General features: G+C 47.9%; 26 protein-coding genes. 23 read left to right on the top strand and 3 right to left on the bottom strand.

The window, feature by feature from the left end; all coding sequences use genetic code 11:
• Positions 1-5 precede the first annotated feature (5 nt).
• The 18 genes from ACFO4L_RS16440 to ACFO4L_RS16355 all read left to right on the top strand — a co-directional run bounded on the left by ACFO4L_RS16440 (position 6) and on the right by ACFO4L_RS16355 (position 17,548).
• Positions 6-2,195, top strand: coding sequence for an HD family phosphohydrolase (locus ACFO4L_RS16440; RefSeq protein WP_377910748.1), 2,190 nt, complete (start codon positions 6-8; stop codon positions 2,193-2,195).
• Positions 2,196-2,197: 2 nt separating this feature from the next.
• Positions 2,198-2,659: an rRNA maturation RNase YbeY gene (gene ybeY, locus ACFO4L_RS16435; RefSeq protein ID WP_377910747.1), complete on the top strand. Its 462-nt coding sequence runs from the start codon at positions 2,198-2,200 to the stop codon at positions 2,657-2,659.
• Positions 2,640-3,035, top strand: coding sequence for a diacylglycerol kinase family protein (locus ACFO4L_RS16430; RefSeq protein WP_377910746.1), 396 nt, complete (start codon positions 2,640-2,642; stop codon positions 3,033-3,035). Before ybeY ends, ACFO4L_RS16430 begins: the two co-directional genes overlap by 20 nt.
• 10 nt (positions 3,036-3,045) lie before the next feature.
• The gene (locus ACFO4L_RS16425) at positions 3,046-3,447 is read left to right on the top strand and encodes a cytidine deaminase (protein ID WP_377910745.1); all 402 of its coding nucleotides are present in this window, start codon (positions 3,046-3,048) and stop codon (positions 3,445-3,447) included.
• Complete coding sequence (gene era, locus ACFO4L_RS16420; protein WP_377910744.1) at positions 3,437-4,345, top strand: GTPase Era; 909 nt, start codon at positions 3,437-3,439, stop codon at positions 4,343-4,345. Before ACFO4L_RS16425 ends, era begins: the two co-directional genes overlap by 11 nt.
• Positions 4,346-4,366: 21 nt before the next feature.
• A complete protein-coding gene (gene recO / locus ACFO4L_RS16415; protein WP_377910743.1) occupies positions 4,367-5,143 on the top strand; it encodes a DNA repair protein RecO in 777 nt (258 codons plus the stop codon).
• 272 nt (positions 5,144-5,415) lie between these two features.
• A complete protein-coding gene (gene glyQ, locus ACFO4L_RS16410; RefSeq protein WP_377910953.1) occupies positions 5,416-6,300 on the top strand; it encodes a glycine--tRNA ligase subunit alpha in 885 nt (294 codons plus the stop codon).
• Positions 6,293-8,374 carry a glycine--tRNA ligase subunit beta gene (gene glyS, locus ACFO4L_RS16405; protein WP_377910742.1) on the top strand — a complete coding sequence of 694 codons (2,082 nt, stop codon included), beginning with the start codon at positions 6,293-6,295 and terminating at the stop codon, positions 8,372-8,374. Before glyQ ends, glyS begins: the two co-directional genes overlap by 8 nt.
• 31 nt (positions 8,375-8,405) lie before the next feature.
• Positions 8,406-9,035 (top strand): helix-turn-helix transcriptional regulator, encoded by a 630-nt coding sequence (locus tag ACFO4L_RS16400; RefSeq protein ID WP_377910741.1) that lies wholly within the window; start codon positions 8,406-8,408, stop codon positions 9,033-9,035.
• A 15-nt stretch (positions 9,036-9,050) separates the two neighbouring features.
• On the top strand, positions 9,051-9,869 hold the full coding sequence (locus tag ACFO4L_RS16395) for a pyruvate, water dikinase regulatory protein (RefSeq protein ID WP_377910740.1): 819 nt from the start codon (positions 9,051-9,053) through the stop codon (positions 9,867-9,869).
• 252 nt (positions 9,870-10,121) lie between these two features.
• A complete protein-coding gene (locus ACFO4L_RS16390) occupies positions 10,122-10,550 on the top strand; it encodes a DUF188 domain-containing protein (RefSeq protein ID WP_377910739.1) in 429 nt (142 codons plus the stop codon).
• The gene (gene dnaG, locus ACFO4L_RS16385; protein ID WP_377910738.1) at positions 10,547-12,346 is read left to right on the top strand and encodes a DNA primase; all 1,800 of its coding nucleotides are present in this window, start codon (positions 10,547-10,549) and stop codon (positions 12,344-12,346) included. Before ACFO4L_RS16390 ends, dnaG begins: the two co-directional genes overlap by 4 nt.
• Positions 12,347-12,381: 35 nt before the next feature.
• Positions 12,382-13,497, top strand: coding sequence for an RNA polymerase sigma factor RpoD (rpoD, locus tag ACFO4L_RS16380; RefSeq protein ID WP_377910737.1), 1,116 nt, complete (start codon positions 12,382-12,384; stop codon positions 13,495-13,497).
• 140 nt (positions 13,498-13,637) lie between these two features.
• Entirely contained in the window at positions 13,638-14,138 is a 501-nt protein-coding gene (locus ACFO4L_RS16375; RefSeq protein ID WP_377910736.1) for a hypothetical protein, read from the top strand.
• Positions 14,139-14,164: 26 nt separating this feature from the next.
• On the top strand, positions 14,165-14,887 hold the full coding sequence (locus ACFO4L_RS16370; protein ID WP_377910735.1) for a glycerophosphodiester phosphodiesterase: 723 nt from the start codon (positions 14,165-14,167) through the stop codon (positions 14,885-14,887).
• Positions 14,888-15,042: 155 nt separating this feature from the next.
• Positions 15,043-15,420, top strand: coding sequence for a c-type cytochrome (locus ACFO4L_RS16365; protein WP_377910734.1), 378 nt, complete (start codon positions 15,043-15,045; stop codon positions 15,418-15,420).
• A gap of 308 nt (positions 15,421-15,728) precedes the next feature.
• Positions 15,729-16,433 (top strand): tRNA (adenine(22)-N(1))-methyltransferase, encoded by a 705-nt coding sequence (locus tag ACFO4L_RS16360; RefSeq protein ID WP_377910733.1) that lies wholly within the window; start codon positions 15,729-15,731, stop codon positions 16,431-16,433.
• Positions 16,430-17,548: a Nif3-like dinuclear metal center hexameric protein gene (locus ACFO4L_RS16355; protein WP_377910732.1), complete on the top strand. Its 1,119-nt coding sequence runs from the start codon at positions 16,430-16,432 to the stop codon at positions 17,546-17,548. Before ACFO4L_RS16360 ends, ACFO4L_RS16355 begins: the two co-directional genes overlap by 4 nt.
• A gap of 48 nt (positions 17,549-17,596) precedes the next feature.
• On the opposite strand, the gene ACFO4L_RS16350 is transcribed toward ACFO4L_RS16355, so the two are convergent.
• Both ACFO4L_RS16350 and ACFO4L_RS16345 read right to left on the bottom strand, forming a co-directional pair.
• Positions 17,597-18,553 carry a 4-hydroxy-3-methylbut-2-enyl diphosphate reductase gene (locus tag ACFO4L_RS16350; protein WP_377910731.1) on the bottom strand — a complete coding sequence of 319 codons (957 nt, stop codon included), beginning with the start codon at positions 18,551-18,553 and terminating at the stop codon, positions 17,597-17,599.
• 85 nt (positions 18,554-18,638) lie between these two features.
• Complete coding sequence (locus ACFO4L_RS16345; RefSeq protein ID WP_377910730.1) at positions 18,639-19,133, bottom strand: CarD family transcriptional regulator; 495 nt, start codon at positions 19,131-19,133, stop codon at positions 18,639-18,641.
• A gap of 146 nt (positions 19,134-19,279) precedes the next feature.
• Between ACFO4L_RS16345 and ACFO4L_RS16340 the strand changes: the two genes are divergently transcribed.
• From ACFO4L_RS16340 to ACFO4L_RS16320, 5 genes are all read left to right on the top strand, one after another.
• Complete coding sequence (locus ACFO4L_RS16340) at positions 19,280-20,584, top strand: DEAD/DEAH box helicase (protein ID WP_377910729.1); 1,305 nt, start codon at positions 19,280-19,282, stop codon at positions 20,582-20,584.
• Positions 20,584-21,498 carry a deoxyribonuclease IV gene (locus ACFO4L_RS16335; RefSeq protein WP_377910728.1) on the top strand — a complete coding sequence of 305 codons (915 nt, stop codon included), beginning with the start codon at positions 20,584-20,586 and terminating at the stop codon, positions 21,496-21,498. The genes ACFO4L_RS16340 and ACFO4L_RS16335 overlap by 1 nt, the downstream gene beginning before the upstream one ends.
• Before the next feature lie 227 nt (positions 21,499-21,725).
• The gene (locus tag ACFO4L_RS16330; protein ID WP_377910727.1) at positions 21,726-22,478 is read left to right on the top strand and encodes a metal ABC transporter ATP-binding protein; all 753 of its coding nucleotides are present in this window, start codon (positions 21,726-21,728) and stop codon (positions 22,476-22,478) included.
• The gene (locus tag ACFO4L_RS16325; RefSeq protein WP_377910726.1) at positions 22,475-23,359 is read left to right on the top strand and encodes a metal ABC transporter permease; all 885 of its coding nucleotides are present in this window, start codon (positions 22,475-22,477) and stop codon (positions 23,357-23,359) included. Before ACFO4L_RS16330 ends, ACFO4L_RS16325 begins: the two co-directional genes overlap by 4 nt.
• Before the next feature lie 87 nt (positions 23,360-23,446).
• Complete coding sequence (locus ACFO4L_RS16320) at positions 23,447-24,154, top strand: lytic transglycosylase domain-containing protein (protein ID WP_377910724.1); 708 nt, start codon at positions 23,447-23,449, stop codon at positions 24,152-24,154.
• Positions 24,155-24,365: 211 nt separating this feature from the next.
• Here ACFO4L_RS16320 and ACFO4L_RS16315 read toward each other — a convergent pair whose 3' ends face one another.
• On the bottom strand, positions 24,366-26,429 hold the full coding sequence (locus ACFO4L_RS16315; protein WP_377910723.1) for an RNA degradosome polyphosphate kinase: 2,064 nt from the start codon (positions 26,427-26,429) through the stop codon (positions 24,366-24,368).
• Positions 26,430-26,455 lie beyond the last annotated feature (26 nt).

Raw genomic sequence — 26,455 nt, 5'->3', positions numbered from 1 at the left:
AAGACATGATGGGACGATCATCTATTGAGCAGCATCCAATCTGGAATAAACTAAAGCGGCACCGATACATCCGTTTTGCATTGTTTGTGCTGCTCGGATTGATCCTGTATGTCATGCTGGTACCAAATGTGTTAACCGAGGATCTCGATCTTGAGCCCGGAAGTGTCTCCGGTCAGGATGTGCGGTCTCCGGTGACAATTGAGAACAAAGAAGAAACGGAGCGGCTGCAGCAGGAAGCTGCGGACAGCGTTGAGCCGGTATATTCGTTGAAGCCGAGATACGCCGATAACCAAATGGAGCGGGTTCAGGATGTTTTTCAATCTGTTCGGCTGGTGCAGCTCGAAGTACGTGGGCAGGCAGGAGAATTAAGCAGTCCTGGAGATGAAGAAGGTGGAACTGAAGAGCAGGAAGTCTGGACGATGAACGAACAGACAGTTGAGCTGAGAGATCGCCTTTCGCCTGAAATAGAAGAACAGATGAGCGACGGCTCCCTGGTTACGCTGCTGGAATCAGATGCAGAAGAGCTCCAGACTGCTGAAGAAGCTACCACAAGTGCAGTATTTGATGTTATGACGGATGAAGTAGCACTTGATGAAGTGAACGAGGCGCGGGATCGGGCAGAACAAAGAGTCAGGGCTGCCGCACTTCGCGCTGAACTGTCTGATGCGCTCGCGGAATTATCGAGAAGCGGCATCACTGCAAACTATATGATCGATGAGGATGCGACAGCTGAAGCCAGAAATTCAGCAGAAGATCTTGTTGAACCTGTGCTGATTCGTGAAGGCCAGCTTCTCGCAGAAGAGGGACAAGTGATCACTGCGGAAATATATGAACAGATGGCGCTTGCAGGTCTGACGGAAGAAACCTCAGACCTGCCCCCTCTAGCTGGTCTTGGTCTGGTTATTTTCTTCCTTGTTTGGATGTTGGCCATTTACCTGCGGGAGGCGAGAACTCCACTGCGCGAGAACAATACGCTCTTACTGCTTTTTCTACTGCTCACAATGGTCACCCTTGCCGTTATGAAAAGTGTCAGTCTGCTTCAGCCGCTGGAAATAACCGGATTACCCTATCTTGTGCCGGCTGCGTTAGGAACGATTCTTACAGCGGTACTGATTCAGGCACGCGTTGCCGTGTTTATGAGTTTTTTTCTGGCGGTAGCAGCTTCTATTATGTTCAATCAAAATACGACGCAGACGTTTGAATTCGGCGTTGGACTGTTTGTCTTTTTCAGCTCTCTTTCAGGCGTATTTTTTCTGGATAAGACTGCGCGAACGAAAAAACTGCTGAAAACAGGATCGTGGATTGCGCTTGTTAACACTGGTGTGGTCATCAGTATACTGCTCATTAAAAATCAGCCTTTTGTATGGAGCGAATATGCGCTTTACGCAGCTGCAGCAGCTCTTGGAGGCTATGTGGCAGTCGTACTGGCCGCCGGACTGCTTCCATTTTTTGAAACAGGATTTGGGGTTTTGACCCCTGCAAAGCTGATTGAACTGTCAAATCCGAATAACGCTTTGCTTCGGAAAATTCTGCTTGAAACGCCGGGAACCTACCACCACAGTGTAGTAGTTGCCAATTTAGCCGAAAGTGCCTGTGAATCGATTGGAGCAGACGGTCTGCTTGCGAGAGTCGGCGCTTATTATCATGACCTCGGCAAAACGAAACGGCCGCAGTTTTTTATTGAAAATCAAATGAGAATTGCCAATCCTCATGACAAGCTTCCACCGGAGAAAAGTGCGGAAATTATCATTGCCCACCCTTATGACGGAGCTGCTATGCTTCGTGAAGAGAGGCTCCCAAAAGAAATTATTGATATTGCGGAACAGCATCACGGAACCACGCTTTTAAAGTATTTCTACGTGAAGGCGAAAGAAAAAGACGGCAGTGTGACGGAGTCCTCGTACCGGTATCCGGGACCAAAGGCAGCCTCAAAAGAAAGTGCCATTGTCGGTATAGCTGACAGTGTGGAAGCTGCGGTACGCTCGATGCAGGCGCCGACGTACGAAAAGATGGAGGGGCTGGTGCGTGCGATTATTAAAGACCGGCTCAACGATGGACAGTTTGATGACTGCGATTTAACGCTTAAGGAGCTGCATGCCGTTCACGCATCGATATGTGAAACGCTAAAAGGAACGTTCCATTCGCGGATCGACTATCCTGATGAGAAGGAGCTTAAAAAGACAGGAGGGGATTAAGCATGAGCTGGACCATCGATATCTATGATGAAACGAATAAATTGAATGACGAATTGCTAAAGACGCTTGAAAATGTATTGGAAACAGCATGCAGCAGTGAAAATGTTCCAGAGGAAGCAGAGCTGTCGGTGACATTTACCGGAGACGACCAAATTCGAAAGCTGAATCGGGAGTTCCGCGATAAAGATACCGCCACAGACGTTCTATCTTTTCCAATGGAAGAGGAAGAGGCATTTTTTCCGGAAGATATGCCGCTGATGCTTGGCGATATCATTATATCGGTAGACACAGCCGTTCGTCAGGCAGAGGAATATGGACACAGCCTGGAGAGAGAAATTTGCTTCCTCGCCGTTCACGGCTTTCTGCACCTGAATGGCTATGTTCACGATACAGAGCAAGCAGAGCAGCAGATGATCGACAAGCAAAAGGATATTCTCCATCAGCATGGCATCCAAAAACAATAGTCCATTTATTTCTCTCAACAGGCTTAAGCAGAGCTTCCGGTACGCTGCAGCCGGGATCCGCTATACGTGGCGTCACGAACAGAATTTCCGGATACACACTACGGCAGCGGTGCTCGTTTTCATCGCGGCCCAGCTGCTCAGCGTTCCTCTGCTTGAGCAGGCGGTTTTAGCCGCTGCGATTGGAGCCGTGCTCTGTCTTGAGCTGCTTAATACATCGATTGAACACATCACCGATTTAATTGTTCAGACATATGACGAACGAGCTAAAATTATAAAAGATACAGCAGCCGGAGCAGTACTCGTATTTTCCTGTACTGCTGCGCTGATCGGATGTTTGATTTTCATACCAAAAATAGCAGAACTTGTTTTGCAGTGAGGTGGTTACTATGAGTAAAGAAATGTTAATGAATCAAGCAGTTGAAGCGATGGAGCGGGCCTATGTTCCGTACTCCAAATTTCCGGTAGGGGCAGCCCTGCAGACCGCTCAAGGAATTGTTTATACAGGATGTAATATTGAAAATGCCGCATATAGCATGTGTAACTGCGGTGAGCGGACAGCGATCTTTAAAGCGGTTTCGGAGGGGGAGCGCGACTTTCAGGCGATTGCAGTAGCAGCGAATACCGAAGGGCCCGTTTCGCCGTGCGGTGCATGCAGGCAGGTCATGGCAGAATTGCTGCAGCCGGAAACAGCGGTTTATTTAACAAATACAAAGGGAGATGTGCAGGAAACAACCGTTGCAGACCTGCTGCCCGGAGCTTTTTCAAAGGATGATTTACATGGAAAATAACGACTATAAGTCTGGTTTTGCCGCCTTAATTGGCAGACCAAACGTGGGGAAATCGACCCTGTTAAATCAGCTTCTCGGCCAAAAAGTCGCGATCATGAGCGACAAACCGCAAACGACAAGGAACCGGATCCAAGGTGTCTATTCGGAAGAACGGGGACAAATTGTCTTCATAGATACGCCAGGGATTCACAAACCGAAGCACCGTCTCGGAGATTTTATGTCAAAAACCGCTGTAACAACGCTTCGAGAGGTGGACATCATTCTGTTTCTTGTAGACGCAGAGGCTGGCATGGGAAAAGGCGATGAATTTATCATGGACCGCCTCGCAGGTGTAGAAACTCCGGTTTATCTTGTTATCAATAAAATAGATCTGGTTCATCCGGACAAGCTGCTTCCGCTTATCGAATCATATATGAAAAAGCACTCGTTCACCGAAGTGATTCCGGTATCCGCGAAAGACGGAAACAATGTAGATGCTCTAGTGACTCAGGTGTTCGAGCGTCTCGAAGCGGGACCGCAGTTTTATCCTGAAGACCAGGTCACGGATCACCCGGAGCGGTTTCTAATGTCTGAGATGATCCGTGAAAAGGTGCTTCATTTAACACACGAAGAAATCCCCCACTCAGTAGCAGTGGAAATCGAACAAATAAAAAAACGGGAGACGAGTGACACGATTTATGTGGGGGCAGTGGTTGTAGTCGAACGGAGTTCCCAAAAAGGAATCATTATCGGCAAGCAGGGACGGATGCTCAAGGAAATCGGCAAGCTCGCCCGTCAGGATATTGAAACAATGCTCGGCTCGAAAATTTTTCTTGAGCTTTGGGTCAAAGTAGAGGAAGACTGGCGCAATAAGCCAAAGCAGCTGCGCGGATTCGGCTATGATCAGGATGAATACTGACCGCTGAGGGAGGCAGTTTACGTGCTTCATAAACTGGAAGGAATCGTGCTCCGGACAACAGATTACGGAGAAACCAATAAAATTGTGACGGTATTTACCGAACAATCAGGTAAAGCTGCGCTGATGGCAAGAGGAGCTAAAAAAACGAAAAGCCGCTTCGCTCCCGCTGCCCAGCCGTTTATACAGGCTGTGTTTGTGTATTCAAAGGGAAGAGGGATGGGAAGCCTGTCGTCAGCAGACATTATTGATTCCCACCGTCATATCAGGAGCGATCTGATTAAAACCGCTTATGCTTCGTACGCAGTGGAGCTGTTGGATAAACTGACGGAAGACAATCAAACGTATCCCGGTCTGTACGAGCTGCTGTATCATGTGCTGCAGCATATGAACGGGGAAGAAGATCCGGAGGTGCTGATCCGGCTCTTTGAAACGAAGATGCTCTACGTAACCGGCGCAGCGCCAACCCTTCACGCCTGCGTCAACTGTGGAACAGTTGACGAGCAGCTGCAGTTTTCTCTGGAGCATGCGGGGGTGCTGTGCAGAGACTGTATTCATCTGCGCCGCTACACTCTTCCAGTAGGACCGGCAGCTGTCAGACTGATGCGTCTGTTTCAACAGATCAGTCCCTCGCGAATCGGGAAAACATCCGTAAAGCCTGAAACGAAAAAACAGCTGAAGGTGCTCCTCGATGCGTATTATGATGAGTATGTCGGCGTCTATGTCAAATCGAAACGCTTTTTGGAGCAGCTGGAAAAGATGGATGATATTTATGTTGACAGAAACGATGATCTTTCGTAAGATTTAGAAACGATACTGCGTAGAAGAAAAGTAGTAGCTGAGAGATACGTCCTACAGCGAATCCGGAACAGTGGAAGCCGGATGACACCCTCCTTAGTGAAGGCATTTCGGAGCAGGCTAGCTGAAAGAGGCGCTGAACCGGCGCAAATAGGGTGGAACCGCGGGAGACAACGACTCTCGTCCCTATATCCGTAACTGGTGCGGATATAGGGACGGGAGTTTTTTCGTTCCTGCACCGATACGAGAGCAGACTAACAAGGGGGAAATGCATGATGAATGTACAGGAAATGATTCTGACGCTGCAAAAATTCTGGGGAGAACAGAACTGTCTTCTGCTTCAGCCCTATGACGTGGAGAAAGGTGCAGGCACAATGAATCCAATGACGTTTCTAAAAAGCATCGGCCCTGAACCGTGGAACGTAGCCTATGTAGAACCGTCAAGAAGACCCGCAGATGGCAGGTACGGCCAAAATCCGAACCGGCTCTATCAGCACCACCAGTTTCAGGTAATCATGAAACCTTCACCTGATAATATCCAGGAGCTTTATTTGGAAAGCCTGCGTCAGCTCGGGATTGATCCGTTGAAGCACGATATCCGATTTGTAGAAGACAACTGGGAAGCACCGACGCTTGCGGCCTGGGGCCTCGGATGGGAAGTGTGGCTGGACGGGATGGAAATTACGCAATTCACCTATTTTCAACAAGTAGGCGGTCTGGATGCAAGTCCGGTATCGGTTGAAATTACGTACGGTCTTGAACGGCTCGCTTCGTATATACAAGATAAAGAGAACGTGTATGACCTGGAGTGGGTGGATGGTTTTACTTACGGGGATGTATTCAGGCAAAACGAATATGAACAATCAAAATACGCATTTGAAACTGCCGACCGAAGCATGCTGTTTGACTTGTTCAGCACGTACGAAAAAGAGGCTGCTTCCTGCTTGCGCGAAGAGCTTGTAATACCAGCTTACGATTATGTTTTGAAATGTTCACACGTCTTTAACCTGCTCGACGCCCAGGGAGCTATCTCTGTTACGGAGCGGGGCGGCTACATTACACGCGTTCGAAACCTGGCAAGAGAATGTGCGAAAACGTATTATGCTGCGAGAGAAACACTAGGATTTCCAATGTTGAAGGAGGAACTGAGCCATGAGTAAATCGACACTGCTGCTTGAAATCGGTCTGGAGGAAATGCCGGCCAGGTTCGTAACAAGTGCCAGACAGGAACTTCAAAGCAAAGTGGAGGCCTGGCTTAAAGATAAGCGGTTGACATATTCGGCGGTTACCAGCTTTTCTACTCCAAGACGACTCGCGGTAAAGGTGAATGACGTTCCCGTTCAGCAGCCTGATATGGAAACAGAAGCTCGCGGACCTTCTGAAAAAATTGCCTTAAACGACGGAGAATGGACGAAAGCGGCTCTCGGATTTGCAAAAGGGCAGGGAGTATCAACAGAGGATCTGTACTTGAAAGAGGTAAAAGGGGAACGTTACGTATTTGCCTTAAAGAAGACGACAGGTAAGCGCACAATGGAGCTTCTTCCGGAGCTTCGCGGCGTGCTGCTTGCTATCACGTTCCCGAAAAACATGAAGTGGGGCTCTTATCAGCTTCGTTATGTCCGGCCGGTCAAGTGGCTGACAGCCTTGTTTGGGTCTGAGGTGATTCCGTTTGAGATCACAGGTATTCCAACAGGAAAGATCACACACGGACACCGCTTTCTCGGCGACGCTGCTGATCTTACCAGCGCGGACGTATACGAGGAAGAGCTGCTGAGCCAGCATGTTATCGTAGACCCTCACAAGCGAAAAGAAGCAATCCGCACGCAGATTCAGGACATTGCAGCAGAGGAAGGCTGGGAAATCCCAATCGACGAAGGGCTGCTTGAAGAAGTAACGAACCTGGTCGAATACCCTACAGCTCTTTCCGGGTCTTTTGACGAAAGCTTTTTGAACGTGCCGGACGAAGTGCTCATTACTTCGATGAGGGAGCATCAGCGATATTTTCCAGTGAAAAACAAACAAGGGAAGCTGGCGCCTCACTTTATTACTGTACGCAACGGGGACCACCTTCACCTGGATAATGTCCGTCGAGGCAATGAGAAAGTGCTGCGCGCAAGACTTGCAGATGCCGAATTCTTTTATGAAGAAGACCTGAAAGGCTCTCTCGAATCACGACTCCCGAAGCTGGCATCAATCGTCTACCACGAAGAGCTTGGTACGATGGCAGATAAAACAGCACGCATTGAAGCAGGAGCCCTGCAGCTCGCCTCGCTACTGCATGGGGAAGGAAGCCTTCAGCAGACCGTTCAGCGGGCGGCCAGACTGTCCAAAGTAGATCTCGTCACGCATATGGTCGATGAATTTCCAGAGCTCGAAGGTTTGATGGGAGAATATTATGCGATCCACGACGGAGAGCAGCCGGATACAGCGAAAGCGATCCGTGAGCACTATCTTCCAAAGCATGCAGGAGATTCACTCCCGGAAACAGAAGCAGGAAGAATCGTCAGTACAGCGGATAAGCTTGATACGATCTTAACAAGCATCGGCATCGGGCGCATCCCTACGGGCTCTCAGGATCCGTATGGTCTGCGAAGACAGGCTGCAGCGGTATTGCAAATTTACCTGGACGGAAACTGGTCCTTTGATCTTTTTGCATTTATTCAGAAGCTGCTCGGGATGCTCGATGAAAACAAGCTGCTGAATAGACCGCACGAAGAGGTGTTTAAAGACGTCAAAGATTTCTTTGAACTTCGCTTCCGTCAGCTGCTGAAAGATAGAGGCATTCGCTATGACGTAACAGATGCCGTTATCCGTTCCGGCTGGAACGTTCCTGCTCAGGCAGTTGCGAAAAGTGACTTTCTCATGAACCAGCTGGATAAGGAATCGTTTAAAAAAGATACGGAAGCCTTCAGCCGCGTAACGAACATCTCGAAAAAAAGTTCTCCGGGGCGTCCTGACCCTGCATTATTTCAGGAGGATCAGGAAAGCAGCCTTGCTGAAGCTTGCATACAAGTGGAAGAGCCGCTCCAAACCTCTCTTAATGAGAGAAATGTAGAGCAGGCCTACCGCCAGCTGCAGAGTATCGTTCCGGTCATCAATGACTACTTTGATCATGTGATGGTAATGGCGGAAGATGAGCAGCTGAAACAAAACCGACTGTTCCACATGCATCAGACGGCTTCGCTGATCAGACAGTTTGCTGATTTCCAGCAGATCGTATTTCACTCTGAATAACAGCGTCAGCGATAAGAGAGGCGGTGGCATCATGGAACTATCCGAAAGGCAGCAGAAAATTGTAGAAATTGTGAAAGAAAAAGGGCCGATTACCGGCGAAAAAATCGCAGAGCTGCTCGCATTAACGCGGGCAACTCTAAGGCCTGACCTCACTGTGTTGACCATGTCCGGCTATCTCGACGCCCGTCCGAGAGTAGGGTACTACTATACCGGCAAAACCGGCGGACAGCTGTTTAAAGACAAGCTGCTGAAGCTGAAGGTCAAGGATTTTCAGTCTATACCTGTTGTCATACCTGAAGCAGCTTCCGTATATGACGCGATTGTATCTATGTTCTTAGAAGATGTCGGTACGCTTTTTGTAACAGATGGCCGTAATAAGCTTGTCGGTATCGTTTCCCGCAAGGATTTGCTGCGTGCCAGTATGGGAAAGCAGGACTTGGAGGGTATCCCTGTCAGCATTATTATGACGAGAATGCCAAATGTAACGGTATGTTATCCAGATGAAACCATGCTTGAAACAGCCAATAAACTGATCAGCAAGCAAATTGACGGTCTGCCGGTAGTGAAACAGGATGCAGATGGAAAATTGGATGTCATCGGGCGCCTGACGAAAACCAATATTACCAAGGCTTTCGTGGAGCTTAGCAGAGAAGATGGATAAAAGGAGTGGAGGCGCATGAAGGAACAGGATCATGTCACCGTATATGTGATGTCTGACTCAGTTGGTGAAACAGCTGAGCTGGTCGTTAAGGCGGCCATCAGTCAATTTGAGGAATCGATGACCTCGATCCGGCGTATCCCCTACGTGGAGGATACGGGCACAGTAGATGAGGTAATCGCCGAAGCAAAAGAGAACAATGGGCTGATTGCATTCACGTTTGTGATCCCGGAAACGCGTGAGTATGTACTGAAGCGCACCGCAGAAGAAGGTCTCCCGGTTTATGATATATTAAGCCCGCTGCTCACGCTGATGGAAGATAGGCTGCAGACAAAGCCTAAAAATGAATCCGGTTTAATTCACACGCTTGATGAGGACTATTTTCGAAAAGTAGAAGCGATCGAGTTTGCTGTAAAATATGATGACGGACGTGATCCGCGAGGCATTCTGCGTGCAGATGTCGTGCTGGTTGGCGTGTCGAGAACCTCCAAGACGCCTCTGTCACAGTATTTGGCTCACAAACGGCTGAAAGTAGCAAACGTTCCGCTCGTACCGGAGGTGGAGCCTCCTGAAGAGCTCTTTTCGATCCAGCCCGAAAAAATAATCGGGCTGAAGATCAGTCCGGAAAAGCTGAACGGGATACGCGCAGAACGGTTGAAAGCGCTTGGGCTGAAAGCAGAAGCGAACTATGCAACGATTCAGCGAATTGAGGAAGAGCTCGCCTATTCGGATACCATCATGGACCGGATCGGGTGCCGGGTACTCGACGTTTCCACAAAAGCAGTTGAGGAAACAGCAAACATTATTTACCAGATGGTACAAACAAGATCCTCCTGATAGTAATCTTTTTTCTTTCCAAACCAATAAAAATCAATTATAATGAAATATTGTGGTTACTTGAAATATTTCGCAGAACGACAGGTTGAAAAGAAAACGGACCCTCCTTGTCGGCATACAGTCATTCGCTGCCAGATGCCGGCAAAACGGTTTCCCGTTTATTTCATGTAAACAGGCAGGAAAAACGAGGCGGGGATCGAATATACTACTATGAAGCATTTACATGTTTTCGCAGACGGGGATTCAATTCCCGTGGTACCTCAGCTTATAACACTATCAGAACAGTATGGCTTTCAGCTGGTGCTGGTTCACTCACATGCCCACACCCGTTCCTCACTGCCGGAGAGGGTGAAGACGATCATCGTCGATCAGGGGGCTGATGCAGCGGACTTTCGAATGATCAGCGAAACAGCTGCTGGCGATATTGCTGTAACTGATGATCTTGGCTTAGCCTCTATTCTTTCGGCAAGAGGCGTTTACGTTATTCATTCGAATGGTATCCGCTTCAGGGAGGAAGCAGCGGATGCTGTGCTTGAATGGCGGCATGCGAAGAAAGAGGCCAGACGCCGAGGCATATATGGGAAAGGTCCTTCCAAGCGCAAACGGTCTGCTGACGTACAATTTGAAAATCATTTTGTCGAACTGTTGAAAGCATTGAGAGAAGGCGGGGACGAAGGATGAGCCGTCATATCCCGGAAGAGACTGTAGAAGCAGTCCGGAAAGAACTCGACATTGTAGACGTGATCAGTGAATACGTGGATTTAAAAAAGCAGGGACGCAATTTTTCAGGATTGTGTCCTTTTCATGGGGAAAAAACTCCCTCTTTTTCTGTTTCTCAGGATAAACAGCTCTACCACTGCTTCGGCTGCGGCGTTGGCGGCAATGTTGTGACGTTCGTCATGGAGTATGAAGGACTGTCATTTCCTGAGGCCGTCCAGCAGCTTGCCGGAAAAACGAGCGTTGAACTTCCGGAAGAGGCAGTCAGTCAGGATGAAGAAGAGCAAAACCCTCGTTCCGCCTGGTATAAAGGGCATGAGCTTGCGGCTAAGCTGTATCATCACCTGTTATTAGAGTCTCCTGAAGGAAAAAGGGCCCGGGAGTATTTAAGAGCTCGAGGCTTTACTCGAAAAATGATTGAAACCTTTCAAATCGGGTTTGCACCGGAATCTTGGAATTTTCTTACCGACTTTTTGAAAAAGCGTGGACTTGAACCTGATGATATGGCTGATGCAGGTTTGCTTGCCCGTAAAGCCGATGGAGGCAGAGCCTTCGACCGTTTTCGTGGGAGAATTATGTTCCCGATTTGGGATAAGCGCGGGAAAATTATTGCGTTTGGCGGACGGATTTTGGATGAGGGCAGTCCGAAATATTTAAACAGTCCGGAGTCCGATGTGTTCAATAAAGGCCGTCTGCTGTACCATTTTCACGGAGCAAGACCTGCAATCAGACGTAAAAATGAAGCGGTGCTGTTTGAAGGCTACGTTGATGTTATTTCCGCTTATCGCGCGGGTATAGAACATGGTACAGGTTCACTCGGGACGGCACTTTCACAGGAACAGGCCCGTATGATCAGACGAAATGCCGATAAGGTCGTTCTCTGCTTCGACGGAGACAAAGCCGGACGTCAGGCTTCGTGGAAAAATGCGGACATTCTTCAGGCTGCCGGACTGGAAGTTGCCGTAGCTGTGCTGCCGCAAGGAATGGATCCGGACGACTATATTCAACATCATGGTCCCGAACGATTCGCTGAAACTATCATCGGCAGACCTCTGACTATGATGGAATTTAAATCTGTATTCTTAAAAGAAAATAAGAACATGGAGCTGGAAGCCGATCAGCTGAAATATGTCGAAGAAATGCTCAAGGAAATTGCGGCTCTTCCAAAGGCGATTGAACAGGATCATTACTTGCGACAGCTCCAGGAAGAATTTTCTCTCTCGTATGACGTTTTGAAGCAGGAATTAGGGGAGAAGATCAAGAATACTGTTAAAGCCCGTACAAAGCAAAAGAAAGCTGCTATACAAATGGAAACACAGCAGCATGCCGGACGCAGGCTGATGACCGCAGATGAACGGGCAGAAAGTGATTTAATCAGCTTTATGATGCATTCTCAGGATGCGGCAGCTTTTGTAGAGGAGCGAGTTGGCGCGTCCTTCCAGCAGGAAACGTATCAGGCGCTGGCAGCGTTGTTATACAGTTACTATGCAGCCGGCCATGAGAGCGATCCGGCTGCCTTTATCAGCTCTGTTGAAGATCCTGGTTTGAAAAAAGAAGCAGCAGCACTTGCAATGAAACAGGTTCACCAGGACCTGCCGGAGCAGGTGCTTGAAGACTACGCTGATCAGATTCTTCATCGGGCGCCGATTAAGCGGCGGATTGAAGAGCTTCAGGATCTGATGAAGCGCACGTCTGACGTAGAAGAGCTTAAGCAGTATATTAACCAGCTTGTGGAGCTGAAGTCAAAGCTTCACAGCTGATCATGCCGTTGTGATCATGAGGAAGGAGGGGTCGTATGGCTGAGAAACCAATCCGTCCGCTGACGGAAGGCGATTTGACCATCGATCAGGTAAAGGAACAGTTACTGGAGTCCGGGAAAAAGCGAGGCTCATTGACATACGCTGAAATCACCGAGCGTCTGGGAGCATTTGATCAGGACTCGGAGCAGATGGATGATTTCTTTGAATACCTTGGAGAGCAGGGTGTTGAAATCATTAACGAGAGTGAATCCGTGCCAAGCATTCAGCAGGTTCAGAAGGAAGAAGCAATCGATTTAAACGATCTCAGCGTACCGCCGGGCATTAAGATTAATGACCCTGTCAGAATGTATCTGAAAGAAATCGGCCGCGTTCCGCTTTTGTCAGCCGCCGAAGAAATTGAGCTGGCGAAACGGATTGAAGATGGAGATGAAGAAGCGAAGCGACGGCTCGCAGAAGCGAATTTGCGACTCGTTGTCAGTATCGCAAAGCGCTACGTCGGCCGGGGGATGCTCTTCCTGGATTTGATTCAGGAAGGAAATATGGGTCTGATCAAAGCTGTGGAAAAGTTTGATTACGACAAAGGCTTTAAGTTCAGTACCTATGCAACATGGTGGATCAGACAGGCGATTACCCGTGCTATTGCCGACCAGGCCAGAACAATTCGAATTCCGGTGCACATGGTGGAAACGATCAATAAACTGATCCGTGTGCAGCGACAATTGCTGCAGGACCTTGGCCGTGAGCCGACACCGGAAGAAGTATCCAAAGAGATGGATCTCACTCCGGATAAAGTCCGGGAGATTCTGAAGATTGCACAGGAGCCTGTTTCACTGGAGACTCCTATCGGCGAAGAAGATGACTCTCACCTTGGAGATTTCATTGAGGACCAGGAAGCGCTGGCACCGTCCGACGCTGCAGCATATGAGCTGTTAAAAGAACAGCTGGAGGATGTGCTGGACACACTTACTGACCGGGAAGAGAATGTTCTTCGACTTCGATTCGGTCTGGACGACGGCAGAACGAGGACACTGGAAGAAGTTGGTAAAGTATTTGGTGTTACTCGTGAGCGAATTCGTCAGATTGAAGCCAAAGCTCTGCGTAAGCTGCGGCATCCGAGCAGAAGCAAGCGTCTGAAGGATTTTCTCGAATAAAGGTGTTTGTTGCATCCCTGCCGCTTAAAGCAGCAGGGGTGTTTTTTTACAGAGCGTTTTCTCGATAAAGAAAGGGCTGCTTATAAGACGGTTCCACCAGAAAGAGAGAAAATCCTTCTGGAAAAGGGGAGCAGGATGAGATGACAGATAAAGAGGTTATCGTAAGAGAAATACGAAAATGGCAGAAGAATCGGATGCTTCCAGAGCACTATTGTCAGTTTCTTCTGAAGCTTTACGCAGACGAACCTGCTGCGGCAAAGCAACAGCCATGGGGGAAAGCAGCTGCCTGGACGGCATTTTTTATGCTGCTCATTGCTGCCGTTTTCTTGCTGCCGGTGCCTCCGGCTGCGCTAACAGCCTCAGCAGCCACCTTGGCAGCAGGGGTCTCAGCCTACCACACAAGAGCGGGAAGAGGCATGCTCCATCATCTATTTACGACTGCTGCGGCTCTGTTCCTTTTAGCAGCAGCGATTCAATGGAGTGCATGGATGATGCTTACACCAGGACAAACCGGCATGATGACCGGGGCTGCGGCTGCTGTTTGGCTGGCAGCGGGTCTGTTCTTTAAACGGGTGTATTTGATTGCTGCCGGTGGAGCCGGGCTTGCTGTGCTGCTGTTTTTTATCCTGGCCGGTTTGTAACCAATCAGAAAGGGAGTGTCAGACAGATGGAAATTATCGGACACCGGGGGTTTAAACGGCAATATCCGGAAAATACAATGCTGTCTTTTAAAAAAGCAGCTGAGTATCCGATTGACGGAATTGAATGCGACGTTCATTTTTCCAGTGACAGCGTTCCATTCATCATTCATGATCCAACCGTCGACCGGACGACCTATAAAAGCGGTAACGTGAATACGTTCTCGGCAAAAGAGCTGATACATTTGCGCGCTGATAAGGAGTATGACCGCCGCTACCCGGATGCTGTAATCCCATCACTTGAAGAGCTGTGTACGTGGATCGCAGCTACAAATCTGACGCTTCATTTAGAGCTGAAGCAGCAGGTACATGTAAAGGCAGGCGTTTTTGCGGACGGATGCCTGGCTGTTTTACGAAAGCATGGACTCGTCGAGCGAACTGTCATTTCAACGTTCTATCATTCCTATATCGCGGAAGTGAAGCGCAGACAGCCGACGATCAGCACAGCGCTGCTGACAAAGACACCATTCCGCCGAGGCGGAAAATATGCCGAAAAGGTTCAGGCAGATGGCATCCACATCCGTCACGGCGTGCAGTCGTCCATGTATTACCGGCCCTGGATGAAGCAGGGGCTTACTGTGAGAGCGTATAACTGCAAAACCAAAGCGGATTTTTCCAGGTGCAGGCGGAGCGGCCTGACAGGGGTCATTACAGATGACCCTGCCCTTATGACCAGTCTGTTAAAACTATGAGCATTTTGTGAACAACCGCTTTCAAAAGCTGGAAAGCTTCTTTTGAAATCTCTTTTCATCTTTTCATATTTCATATACAATAAAAGAGAGCTGAGCTCGGGCACTTATATAAAGCCTTAATTTATCGTACTGGAACGTAAGGGAGGTACATAGCTATGAGAGGTGGACCATTATTTCCATTCGCAGCAACTGCTGCGCTGGGTCTTCTGCTCGTTTTCTTCCTTTCTCTTGTCGGACTTAACATCGGCGGGGAAGAGGCTGCTGAAAATGGAAACGAAAACGAAGAAAATGCCCAGGAAGAAGAATTTGATGACCCGATTGAACTCGGAGAGCATCTGTATGAAGGAAACTGCGCTTCCTGTCACGGCGGTGATCTGGAGGGCGGCACAGGTCCAGCACTGGACGGAGGAGCTTACTCCGAGGAAGAGATTGTAGCTGCGATCAATGAAGGACCAGGATCAATGCCTGCAGGCCTTGTTGAGGACGGAGAAGAAGCAGAAGCTGTGGCAGAGTATATTCTGTCCCAGGAATAAGCATGAACGGCTTGGGCTGCCTCCCTCAATGGTAGCAGCCCTGCTGTATGATTACCTTAACGTGGCAAAAGCCTCAGACTGCAATGGAGTCTGAGGCTTTTTTCAACTACCGGCCCCAGCTGTTTAAAAGGCGCTTCGTCAGGTGTTTGTTTTAGGTAAGATGTTTGTTACGATAGGGTTCAGCTTATGCGTTGCACTTTTACGCTCAAACTAACGACTCTCCGCTGCTGCGGCTGCGTGCATGAAGATTGTATGATATCATCTTTTGATAGAAGCGATAAAAAAGATAAGGAAATAAGGTGACAGTGGTGAACGAACAGCATTTATCCAAGCGGCTGGAGAAAGTCGCAGAATATGTCCTGCATGAAGGAACAATTGCAGATATTGGTTCAGATCATGCGTACTTGCCTGTGTACCTCGTAGGAAACGGGATTTGTGAATATGCAATAGCAGGAGAAGTGAACGAAGGCCCTCTTGCTTCTGCGAGAGAAAAGATTATGCAGAATCAGCTTCAGGATAAGGTAGAAGCTAGACTGGGGAACGGACTAGAGGTTTTAGAGGGGCGCAAAGCAGATACAGTCGTAGTTGCAGGAATGGGCGGACCGTTAATCGCTGATATTCTGGAAAACGGCCAAGCCTATCTCCCGGATGTAAAGCGGCTTGTTCTTCAGCCGAATATTGCCTCAGATCACGTACGGCGCTGGCTGTATAAAAACGGCTGGTCGCTGATCGAAGAAGCAGCTGTTGAAGAGGATGGGCATGTTTACGAAGTACTCTGTGCGGACCGGTCCGGCGTTAACCCATACAGTAAGGACGACCTGGAAAAGCAGATGTGGCTGGGTCCGTATTTAATAAAACAGCGTAATGAAGCCTTTATGAATAAATGGAAAAAAGAATACGATCAGCTGCAACGAATTAAGGCACAGCTGCAGATGGCAGAAAATGCACGGACCGAAGACCGGCAGAAAGAAATGACACAGAAGCTAAACTGGCTGGAGGAGGTATTGGGATGACGGATGTACATGTTCAGACAGTACTGCAGTTTATGGAACAGCATGCTCCAAAACGATTAGCAGTCGAAGGAGATCCAATTGGTCTTCAAATTGGCTCTGTCAAAAAAAGAGCATCGAAAATCATGATAACATTAGATGTCTTGGAACCGGTTGTAGATGAGGCTGTAGCAAATGGTGTAGATATGATTATTGCGCATCACCCGCTTCTGTTCCGTCCCCTCAAGCAGCTGAACACGGATACGTCCTATGGCAGGGCGGTGGAAAAGCTGATTAAGCACGATATTACCGTTTTTGCTGCTCACACGAATCTCGATGTGGCAGAGGGTGGCGTTAATGACATGATGGCTGACGCACTCGGAATACGTGATACGGCAGCGCTGGCTCCCGTAACCGAAGAGAAATTCAAAAAAATGGTCGTCTTTGTTCCGCACGATCACGCGGATGCAGTGAGAAATGCACTTGGTCAAGCTGGTGCCGGTCATATCGGCGACTACAGCCACTGTTCGTTCTCAACAGAGGGCAAAGGAGCCTTTATCCCGGGAAGCGGCGCGAATCCATATATTGGTACGAAGGGAAGGATGGAGCGGCCCGAAGAAGAACGAATCGAAACGATCTTCCCGGCATCATTAGAACGGAAGGTAATTCGGGCGATGCTGGATGCGCATCCGTACGAAGAAGCAGCCTACGATATTTATTCACTTGATAATCCAGGCAGGACCTACGGATTAGGCCGGATTGGAAAATTGGATCAATCGGTAACGCTTCGGGAATTTACAGAGCGTGTAAAAGAAGCGTTTGGGGTTAATGGAGTCAGGGTTGTAGGCGATTTAGATAAAACGATTACAAAGGCAGCTGTGTTAGGCGGAGACGGCAATAAATATACGATGCACGCGCTTCGTCAAGGAGCAGACGTATACGTAACAGGTGATCTTTATTTCCACGTGGCTCATGATGCCTGGATGGAAGGACTGACAATGATTGATCCTGGCCATCATGTTGAACAGATCATGAAACAGGCGCTTGCTGAACAGCTTTCGTCTTGGCTTAGAGATCAGAAAAGCACGACAGAGGTCATTGTGTCAGAAATAAATACGGATCCTTTCCAGTTTATGTAGTCGAAAAGCCCGAAGACAAAGTGTCTTCGGGCTTTCTTAAATGGATTCTTATTTTCCAGCAGTCCGTTTTTTTCGGATTTTCGGCAGGATTTTAGAAAGTTTTACGGTGCTGGTCGTATCCCAGGTATGGGGGTCGTCTTCATCAAACTGATCTAAAAATTTGATGACTTCTTTTGTAATCAGAGTAGGGGTGCTGGCCCCTGCTGTGACTGCGACTTTATTGATACCTTTCAGCCATTCCAGATTAATGTCGTTGACGTTGCTGATCCGGTAAGCCTCTGTACCGGCTACTTCTTTTGATACTTGTGCAAGCCGGTTCGAGTTATTGCTTTTTGGGTCCCCGACAACAAGAAGAAGATCAGCTTCTCCTGCTTGTTCGGAAACGGCTTCCTGACGAACTTGTGTCGCGTTGCAAATTTCATTATGAATCTCAGCGTGCGGATACCGGTTATGAGCGGCTTCGATCAAATGGCGGACATCCCACTGACTCATCGTCGTCTGGTTGGTAATAATGATTTTTTCGGAATCAATCTGCAGCGTTTCAACATCATCCATGTTTTCCACCAGGTGGACAATATCAGGTGCAACACCGATTGCTCCCTCAGGCTCCGGATGGCCGCGCTTGCCGATATAAATAAATTCATATCCCTGGTCTTTTCTGCCGCGGATTAAATCGTGGGTAACCGTTACATCCGGGCACGTAGCATCAATTGTTTTAAGGCCTTTGTCGGCAGCAAGTTTGCGAACCTCAGGCGATACACCGTGAGCGGTAAAAATTACCGTTCCCTTTTCGACCTTTTTAAGTATGTCAAGACGGTTAGGTCCGTCGAGCGTGATCACACCATCTTCTTCAAATGCATCTGTCACGTGCTTATTATGCACGATCATGCCTAAAATATAAATAGGACGCGGCAGATTTGGGTCTGCAGCTGCCTCTTTTGCCATCACCATCGCATCTACTACACCGTAGCAGTAACCTCGAGGTGAGATTTTCATAACTTCCATTGGCGGTACTCCTCCTCCGGTATAACTTCGTACTGCACCCTATTATAATACGAGAGGGCTTCCCTGACAAACACCGAGATGGAGATTACAGCCGCTCTTTCAATAACGTGTCCATTGGGCTGTCGAGCATAAGAGCTGCTTCTGTTTCCGATGCGTCGTGTACCAGCATCAGTTCGCTGATCAACAGCTTTCTTGAAAGCTCCAAGCTTTTTTTCTCCTGCATATGAAGCTTTTGGTGAATTGTCTTTTTACACGTCAATTCGAAGAAAACGTCTGCACAATCATCCATGGAGCCGGAACGAAGGCGCTCATCCTGACGTCCTGATGGTTTGGGAAATTCGTTGACGGGATCGCGTTCTGAAAGAGAAGCGAGCAGGGAGCTGCATTCCGTCTGAGTATTCGCAGGTCGCAGTCCGGATTCCTGAATCGTTTTCTCCGGAAGACTGAGCGTAATTTTTTGAAGAGGAAAGAAAATGACAAAGTAGAACTGTTCTTCGTCGAGAATTGTTTTTCTGGATACGTCTTTAACTTTTCCCGCACCGTGGCCCGGGTAGACAACGTTATCACCAACTGTAAACATCAGCGTTCCTCCATTCTTTCCATAGTGCTTTAAGTTTATCATATAATGGTAAAAAGCACACGAAAACCTATAGTCCCGAGCTGAGAATCGTGCTAAAATAAACTGTTAGGTTAGAAACGGCTATACAAAGCAAAGGATGATAGAACATGACAGGTCATAATTTCGAACGGTTTCAGCTGAGAGCGGAACTGATTGATGGATTAAAAAAGAAGGATATTTCTCAGCCAACAGAAATTCAGGAGCGGCTTATTCCGTCTATTCTGCGAGGCCAGGACGTGATCGGAAAATCACAGACAGGAACCGGAAAAACGCTTGCTTTTCTGCTTCCTATTTTGACAAACGTCGATCCCGCAGAAAAAAAGACGCAGTATATTATAACAGCACCAACACGTGAACTCGCTTCCCAGTTATACGGAGTATTACAGGATTTCGCGCCTGAAAACGTGACTTCCCTGCTGGTGACAGGCGGAACGGACCGGGTTCGAATGCTGGATAAAGTAGCAGGAGGTCAGCATATTATCGTTGGCACCCCGGGAAGAGTGCTCGACATGATCCGCGAACAGGCGTTGAAGACAGACACCGTGAAGGGATTTGTCGTCGATGAAGCGGATCAAATGCTCGAACTTGGCTTTTTAGAAGAAGTGAACGGGATTGCTGCTTCTCTGCATGAGAATACGCAGCTGATGGTCTTTTCTGCAACCATTCCGGAAAGCCTTATGCCTTTTCTCAAAAAGTACATGAGCCAGCCTAAGCAGATTGAAGTGAAGCCGAAAGAGCTTTCCCCGGAAAACCTTGTGCATTGGCTGATCAGCGATAAGGATCGTCCAAAAGAAGAGGTGATCGTTAAGCTTACAGAGCGGATAAACCCGTTTCTTGCTATTGTATTCTGTAATACGAAAGAGACAGCAGATGCGATTTACTCCGTGCTGCTTGATAAGGGACTGAACGTCGACCTTCTGCACGGCGGAATTGCGCCGAGGAAGCGGAAAAAGGTGCTGAAACGACTGCAGGAGGCGGATGTACAGTACCTGGTAGCAACAGACCTCATTGCAAGAGGCATTGATATCACGGGAGTCAGCCATATTATTAACGCTGAAATTCCTACAGAACTTGATTATTACATTCACAGATCCGGACGAACTGCGAGAGCAGGGTGGGACGGGCTTAGTATCACGCTCTTCAGCAGAAGCGATGAAGCATCAATTGCGAAGCTGAGGCAAAAAGGCATTACGTTTGAGTACAAAGAGTGGAAACAGGGCAGCTGGGTTACGGTGGAGCGCCGTTCGGATAACCGGCCTTCCAAGCAGGCGCCGATGCCAATGAAGCGCAAGAGTACGAAGGTAAAGCCTGCCTATAAGAAAAAAGCTCGTGCTAAAGCAGAGCGTGAGCACAAGCGGAAACGCAGAATTGAACGCCGCAGTACAGCGAAAGAATCCCGCGGCCGCAAGTAATGAACGCAAGGGAGGACAACACGTTGCTAATTGGATCACATGTATCAATGAATGGGAAGAAAATGCTCCAGGGAGCAAGCGAAGAAGCAGCTTCCTACGGTGCTTCAACGTTTATGATTTATACCGGAGCACCGCAAAATACTCGCCGAAAGCCGATCGAAGAGTTAAATATTGAGGCGGGGAGCCTTCATATGGAAGAAAACGGCATGTCCAACATTGTCGTGCATGCTCCTTATATTATTAATATTGCAAATACAGTAAAGCCAGAAACCTTTCAACTGGGGGTCGATTTTTTACGAAGTGAAATTGACCGTACAGAGGCACTGGGCTCTCGACAAATTGTGCTTCACCCGGGAGCGCATGTCGGCGCAGGCGCTGAGGCGGGCATTCAGAAAATTATTGAAGGACTTAATGAAGTGATTAATCCGGATCAAGACGTACAGATTGCACTTGAAACGATGGCTGGCAAAGGGTCTGAATGCGGCCGTACCTTTGAGGAATTAGCTGCGATTATGGATGGAGTCACGCATAACGAAAAACTGTCCGTATGCTTTGATACGTGCCATGTACATGATGCAGGATATGATCTTGTTCATGATCTCGACGGCGTACTGGAAAAGTTTGACCGCACCGTCGGACTGGACAGAATCAAAGTCGTTCACGTCAACGACAGTAAAAATGAGCGTGGAGCCGGCAAAGACCGTCACGAAAACATTGGATTCGGGCATATAGGGTTTGATGCGCTGGAACGGATTATCTATCACGATGTGTTCAGCACTGTCCCGAAAATTCTTGAAACGCCATACGTTGGTGAAGACAAGAAAAATAAAAAAGCTCCGTATAAGCATGAAATCGATATGATTAAAAATCGTCAGTTTGACAGCTCGCTGAAGGATAAGATTCAACAGCTTTAACTGGAAATGTGTTCCGTCTGTTCAAACGAGCAGACGGATTTTTTAAAGTTACAGAAGAAAAAGGCTGTCCAGCCAGACATATTCGGAACCCTTATCAAGGCTGATTAACTGCTGCATTCAAACGGGAAAGATCGATTGCATCTAGCTCTCTTCTGCCTTATAATTGAGTTATGATAAAAAAGTTTCCTTAGTGCAACTTTTGGGGACTCGTACAGGAGGTGCTGCAAATGCAAAACACAATTTCAGTAAAAGACCTCTCCGTTCATTATTACGGAAAGCAGGCGCTGGATCACATTTCGTTTGAAATCGGCGCAGGTCGTATTATCGGAATCGTCGGACCAAACGGAGCTGGCAAATCTACATTAATGAAATCCATGCTGGGACTGGAAAAATACAGTGGAACCGTAGAGTTTTCCGGAGATGCGGTGGACAAACACCGCAGCAATATAGCCTACGTGCCTCAACGATCAGATATTGACTGGGACTTTCCCGTACTTGTCAAGGATGTGGTGACAATGGGACGTTTCGTTCATGTGCCGTGGTACCGGAGGCTCGCGCAGTCAGATAAAAAAAAGGCGCTTGAAGCACTTGCCCAGGTCGGAATGGAGCAGTTTGCCGGCAGACAGATTGGAGAACTGTCCGGCGGTCAGCAGCAGCGAGTATTTATCGCGAGAGCGCTGGCTCAAAATGCAGACTACTTTTTCCTCGATGAACCGTTTGTCGGCATCGATATGAATTCAGAAAAGATCATTGTCAGTCTCTTGAAAAAATTAAAAAATGAAGGAAAAACGATCTTTGTCGTTCATCACGATTTAAGTAAAGTAGAAACATATTTCGATGAGCTGATTTTGCTTAACGAACGATTAATTGCAGCAGGACCTGTTCGTGAATCCTTCCGGGCAGAGACCATTAAAGCTGCTTATGGAGATCATGCTGCGGTTCTGCAGTCTGATAAAGAAATGGTGGTTGTTGGACCATGATCAATGAAATCAGCATGTTTATTCAGCAGGTTGCTCAATATCCGTACCTCCAGAATGCATTATTTACCTCGATTCTTGTAGGGATCATCTGCGGTGTAACAGGATGTTTTATCATTTTGAGGGGAATGGCCCTGATGGGAGATGCTATTTCCCATGCCGTTCTGCCGGGTGTGGTATTTTCATACATGCTCGGGACAAGCATGTTTATCGGCGCATTTATTACAGGGGTAGCAACGGCCCTCGCTATTGGTTTCGTTTCGAGAAACAGCCGAATTAAAGACGATGCCTCTATCGGTATTTTATTTACAGCCATGTTCGCACTCGGAATCGTCGTCATGACATCATTGAGGGGCACTTCTGTTGATTTAATGCACTATCTGTTTGGTAATGTTCTCGCAGTATCGTCAGCTAATTTCTATACAACTCTTGCTATCGGAGCCGTCGTACTGGTCAGCATTGTTATTTTTTACAGACCGCTGCTGTTAAGCACGTTTGATGAAACGATGGCGAGGGCAGCAGGATTTCCTGTAAAGCGGATCCACTACATGTTTATGTTTCTGTTATCACTCGTCACGGTTGCCTCCTTGCAAACAGTCGGTATTATACTGGTTGTAGCTATGCTGATCACTCCCGGGGCTACTGCGTATTTGCTCACTGACCGTTTCCCGGTCATGATTGCCTTGTCGGCTATGTTCGGTGTTCTATCGTCGGTCATCGGCCTTTTCGCCTCGGTCGTCTACGACGTAGCTTCCGGCGGATCAATTGTGCTTGCAGCTTCCTGCTTCTTTGCCCTGGCGTTCTTTTTTGCACCAAAGAGAGGGTATCTCGTCCGGCTGCTTAGACGCCCAGGTACCGGGAATGAAGCAGGAATGACTTCATAAACACAATGGCTTGCAATTTGTGCCTGCCTTCGTTATCATGATGCATTGTGCCAGATGATGGTTGACGAAACGAAGGAGGAACATAGATTGAACCGCTCTTTTTTAACAATGCTTGCTGCGACTATATTTTTAATTGGAACGACTTTTTTACTTGGAAGCGGATATATAGAATCGAAACAGGAAGTATCTACGCAGACGAGTGCAGACCGTAAAGCAGGGGAAAGCAAAACGGAACTGGACGAACATTTTCTTTCTTTAGAAGAAGAAATCAATAAATTGCCTGAAAGGTATGAAGTATCAGGTGCTGTAAATTGGCAGGAAGCTGAAGAAACAGCTGCGCTTTTGTATGAAGACAGCGACGGAGAGTTTCAAAAGGATTGGGGACTGCTTCTTGCACTTGAAGCAGAGAAGCATGACATCAGTCCACTGCTCGTGTACGAGCTGCTTCGGGTGGAAACAGGTGATACGTTCGATCCTGATCTCGTAGGGCCGGAAACGAAATATGGCCATGCGTATGGCCTGGCTCAATTTATGGAAAATACGGGGCCGTGGATCGCGGAGAAAGCGGGACTGCCGTATGAGAGAGAACTCTTGTTTGATCCGCACTATGCGATTCAGCTTTCAGTCACGTACCTCGATTATTTGTATGAGAAATACGGAGACTGGGATTATGCACTGACCGCTTACCATCGGGGAATGAGTGGAATGGAAGCTTATGTGGAGGAAAATGGAGATCCTGCAAGCTGGTATGCAGTAGAAATTCAGGAAGAAGCAGAGCGTACGGCTTCCAGGTAAATCAGCAGGATCAATTGGATTGTTGAGCAAGTAGAACGTTTAGTTGTTCGATTGTACTCCTTATCCGCCTCCTGTTCCCACGGCAGGCTGGATAAGTGCAGCAAGCATGTACAGAAATGAATAAATAACAAGCATGATGATTAAACAACCTCACCGGTCAACCGCAATACTGCGGCTGACCGGTCCTTTTTTACAATCGGAACGCCAGTGGTCAGCTGTCCTCTGATTCACCTTGAGCCATTTCCTGAAGGAGCACCTGACTGTTAACAGGAGGATGATCATTTTTCACATAATGATAGGAACCGTCAGAGTGCATTCGGCGCGCCTTCTGATTGTCTTGTAAAGAAATGTGCAGCACGTCGAGTATGCGGGCTTTCATGTCGTCGTCATAGACAGGAAAGACAATCTCAATCCGCTTCTCCATGTTGCGTGTCATCCAGTCGGCAGAGGACAAATAAATCTTGTCTGCGCCATGCTGACGGTAGTAAAATACCCGGCTGTGTTCCAGAAAGCGTCCGAGAATGCTTGTCACGCGAATGTTTTCGCTGACTCCTTTCACGCCAGGTTTTAAGCAGCAGATTCCGCGGATGATCAAATCAATCTGAACACCTGCACAGCTCGCCTCATACAGCTTCATAATCAGCGGCTTATCTGTAAGAGAGTTCATCTTAGCAATAATTTGTCCATCACCGTGTTCTTTATGGGATTTGATTTCTAAGTCGATCTGCTTTAAAAACGCTTCACGTATTTCAAAAGGGACTGTGGCAATTTCCTTCCATTCCGGTTTCGCGCTGTAGCCGCTTAAGTAATTAAAGAAGTTTGTCGCATCAATTCCAAATGATTCCTTCGTTGTCAGCATCCCCATATCGGTATACAGCTTTGCCGTAGAATCATTATAGTTGCCTGTGCCAAGGTGCACAAAACGCTGAATGCGATTCTCTTCGTGCCGGACGATCAGCGTAATTTTGCTGTGCGTTTTTAAACCGGTGATGCCGTAAATCACATGACAGCCTGCTTTCTCCAGCTGCTTAGCCCACTGAATATTGTTTTCTTCGTCGAAACGAGCCTTCAGTTCGACGAGTACGGTAACTTGCTTTCCGGCTTCTGCAGCACGGGCCAGCGCTGCAATGACGGGACTGTCTCCGCTGACACGGTAAAGCGTCTGTTTGATTGCCAGCACATTCTCGTCTTCTGCGGCCTGCATCATAAGATCTACCACTGGCTGAAACGACTCGTATGGATGATGCAGAAATACGTCCCGTTCCTGCAGGACATTCATCACATTGTCATTATGCAGATCCGCCGGCGGTTGCGGGATAGCGGTTTCGAAGACGAGGTGTTCATGCTCCTGCTCCAGCTCTTTGTACAGTTTAAACAAAAACGTCAGATCAAGGGGCCCGTCGAGCTGATACAAATCCTGGTCCTCAAGCTCAAGCACTTTCATCAGTAAAGACAATACGTCGCTGTCCATACGCTTCTCCATATATTCAAAACGGACAGCAGCGCCCCATTTACGCTTTTTCAGTTCCTTTTCGATTTCCCTAAGCAGGTCGCGGGCACCTTCCTCATGTATCGTCAGATCGGCGTTGCGGGTAATTCGAAAAGGGGAGACACTGATCACACGGCTTCCGCTGAACAAAATCCCGATAAACTCACTGATCACATCTTCGAGCATGATGTAAGAGGAGTCCCTGATAAAGACAGTGCGGTTCAGCACAGCAGGCACCTGAACGATGGCTAGTTTACGCTCCGATCCGAATTCCAGCACAACCGCCAAATTAAGACTTTTGTTAGACAGCTTCGGGAAAGGACGAAATGCATCGATTGCCATCGGCGTAAGTACAGGCAAAATATAATTTTTGAAATGCTTTTCCAGTTTGCGGTATTCGTCGGTACTTAAATCCTGAGCTCGTTTTTCTTCAATACCCTCTTTTGACAGCTTAGGCTGAATGGTTTTTTTGAAATGAGTATACTGCCTTTCCGTCAGCAGTCGGTTGACCGCTGCAATTTGCTCAAGCTGTTGTTTTGGTGTCAGAGCCGTTTTGTTATCGGGCCGGTTATAACCGGCCGTTACCTGGTCTTTCAAGCCGGCGACCCGCACCATGAAAAACTCGTCTAAATTGGAACTGAAAATAGCAAGAAATTTAAGCTGCTCCAATAGCGGGTTTGCCGTATCCTGCGCTTCTTCAAGCACTCGTTCATTAAATCGAAGCCAGCTTAATTCCCGATTCAGGTAATATTCCGGCTGATGAAAAGATTTTTGTTTTTTTGCCATACAATGCTTCACCCTTTACCTGTCAT

The organism is Bacillus daqingensis (genome assembly GCF_042654445.1).
GTDB lineage: Bacteria > Bacillota > Bacilli > Bacillales > Salisediminibacteriaceae > Alkalicoccus > Alkalicoccus luteus.
Note: the sequence above shows the minus strand (reverse complement) of the source record. Positions and strands in the feature narration are given on the sequence as shown.

Excerpts from the sequence above, each read along its gene's own strand:
- ACFO4L_RS16395 (WP_377910740.1), top strand. The coding sequence starts at position 9,051 with ATGAAGGAACAGGATCATGTCACCGTATATGTGATGTCTGACTCAGTT.
- ACFO4L_RS16430 (WP_377910746.1), top strand. The coding sequence starts at position 2,640 with ATGGCATCCAAAAACAATAGTCCATTTATTTCTCTCAACAGGCTTAAG.
- ACFO4L_RS16425 (WP_377910745.1), top strand. The coding sequence starts at position 3,046 with ATGAGTAAAGAAATGTTAATGAATCAAGCAGTTGAAGCGATGGAGCGG.
- ACFO4L_RS16400 (WP_377910741.1), top strand. The coding sequence starts at position 8,406 with ATGGAACTATCCGAAAGGCAGCAGAAAATTGTAGAAATTGTGAAAGAA.
- ACFO4L_RS16345 (WP_377910730.1), bottom strand. The coding sequence starts at position 19,133 with ATGTTTACAGTTGGTGATAACGTTGTCTACCCGGGCCACGGTGCGGGA.
- rpoD (WP_377910737.1), top strand. The coding sequence starts at position 12,382 with ATGGCTGAGAAACCAATCCGTCCGCTGACGGAAGGCGATTTGACCATC.
- ACFO4L_RS16350 (WP_377910731.1), bottom strand. The coding sequence starts at position 18,553 with ATGGAAGTTATGAAAATCTCACCTCGAGGTTACTGCTACGGTGTAGTA.
- glyS (WP_377910742.1), top strand. The coding sequence starts at position 6,293 with ATGAGTAAATCGACACTGCTGCTTGAAATCGGTCTGGAGGAAATGCCG.
- ACFO4L_RS16330 (WP_377910727.1), top strand. The coding sequence starts at position 21,726 with ATGCAAAACACAATTTCAGTAAAAGACCTCTCCGTTCATTATTACGGA.
- ACFO4L_RS16365 (WP_377910734.1), top strand. The coding sequence starts at position 15,043 with ATGAGAGGTGGACCATTATTTCCATTCGCAGCAACTGCTGCGCTGGGT.
- ACFO4L_RS16340 (WP_377910729.1), top strand. The coding sequence starts at position 19,280 with ATGACAGGTCATAATTTCGAACGGTTTCAGCTGAGAGCGGAACTGATT.
- ACFO4L_RS16355 (WP_377910732.1), top strand. The coding sequence starts at position 16,430 with ATGACGGATGTACATGTTCAGACAGTACTGCAGTTTATGGAACAGCAT.
- dnaG (WP_377910738.1), top strand. The coding sequence starts at position 10,547 with ATGAGCCGTCATATCCCGGAAGAGACTGTAGAAGCAGTCCGGAAAGAA.
- era (WP_377910744.1), top strand. The coding sequence starts at position 3,437 with ATGGAAAATAACGACTATAAGTCTGGTTTTGCCGCCTTAATTGGCAGA.
- ybeY (WP_377910747.1), top strand. The coding sequence starts at position 2,198 with ATGAGCTGGACCATCGATATCTATGATGAAACGAATAAATTGAATGAC.
- ACFO4L_RS16325 (WP_377910726.1), top strand. The coding sequence starts at position 22,475 with ATGATCAATGAAATCAGCATGTTTATTCAGCAGGTTGCTCAATATCCG.
- glyQ (WP_377910953.1), top strand. The coding sequence starts at position 5,416 with ATGAATGTACAGGAAATGATTCTGACGCTGCAAAAATTCTGGGGAGAA.
- ACFO4L_RS16370 (WP_377910735.1), top strand. The coding sequence starts at position 14,165 with ATGGAAATTATCGGACACCGGGGGTTTAAACGGCAATATCCGGAAAAT.
- ACFO4L_RS16335 (WP_377910728.1), top strand. The coding sequence starts at position 20,584 with ATGAACGCAAGGGAGGACAACACGTTGCTAATTGGATCACATGTATCA.
- ACFO4L_RS16315 (WP_377910723.1), bottom strand. The coding sequence starts at position 26,429 with ATGGCAAAAAAACAAAAATCTTTTCATCAGCCGGAATATTACCTGAAT.
- ACFO4L_RS16440 (WP_377910748.1), top strand. The coding sequence starts at position 6 with ATGATGGGACGATCATCTATTGAGCAGCATCCAATCTGGAATAAACTA.
- ACFO4L_RS16375 (WP_377910736.1), top strand. The coding sequence starts at position 13,638 with ATGACAGATAAAGAGGTTATCGTAAGAGAAATACGAAAATGGCAGAAG.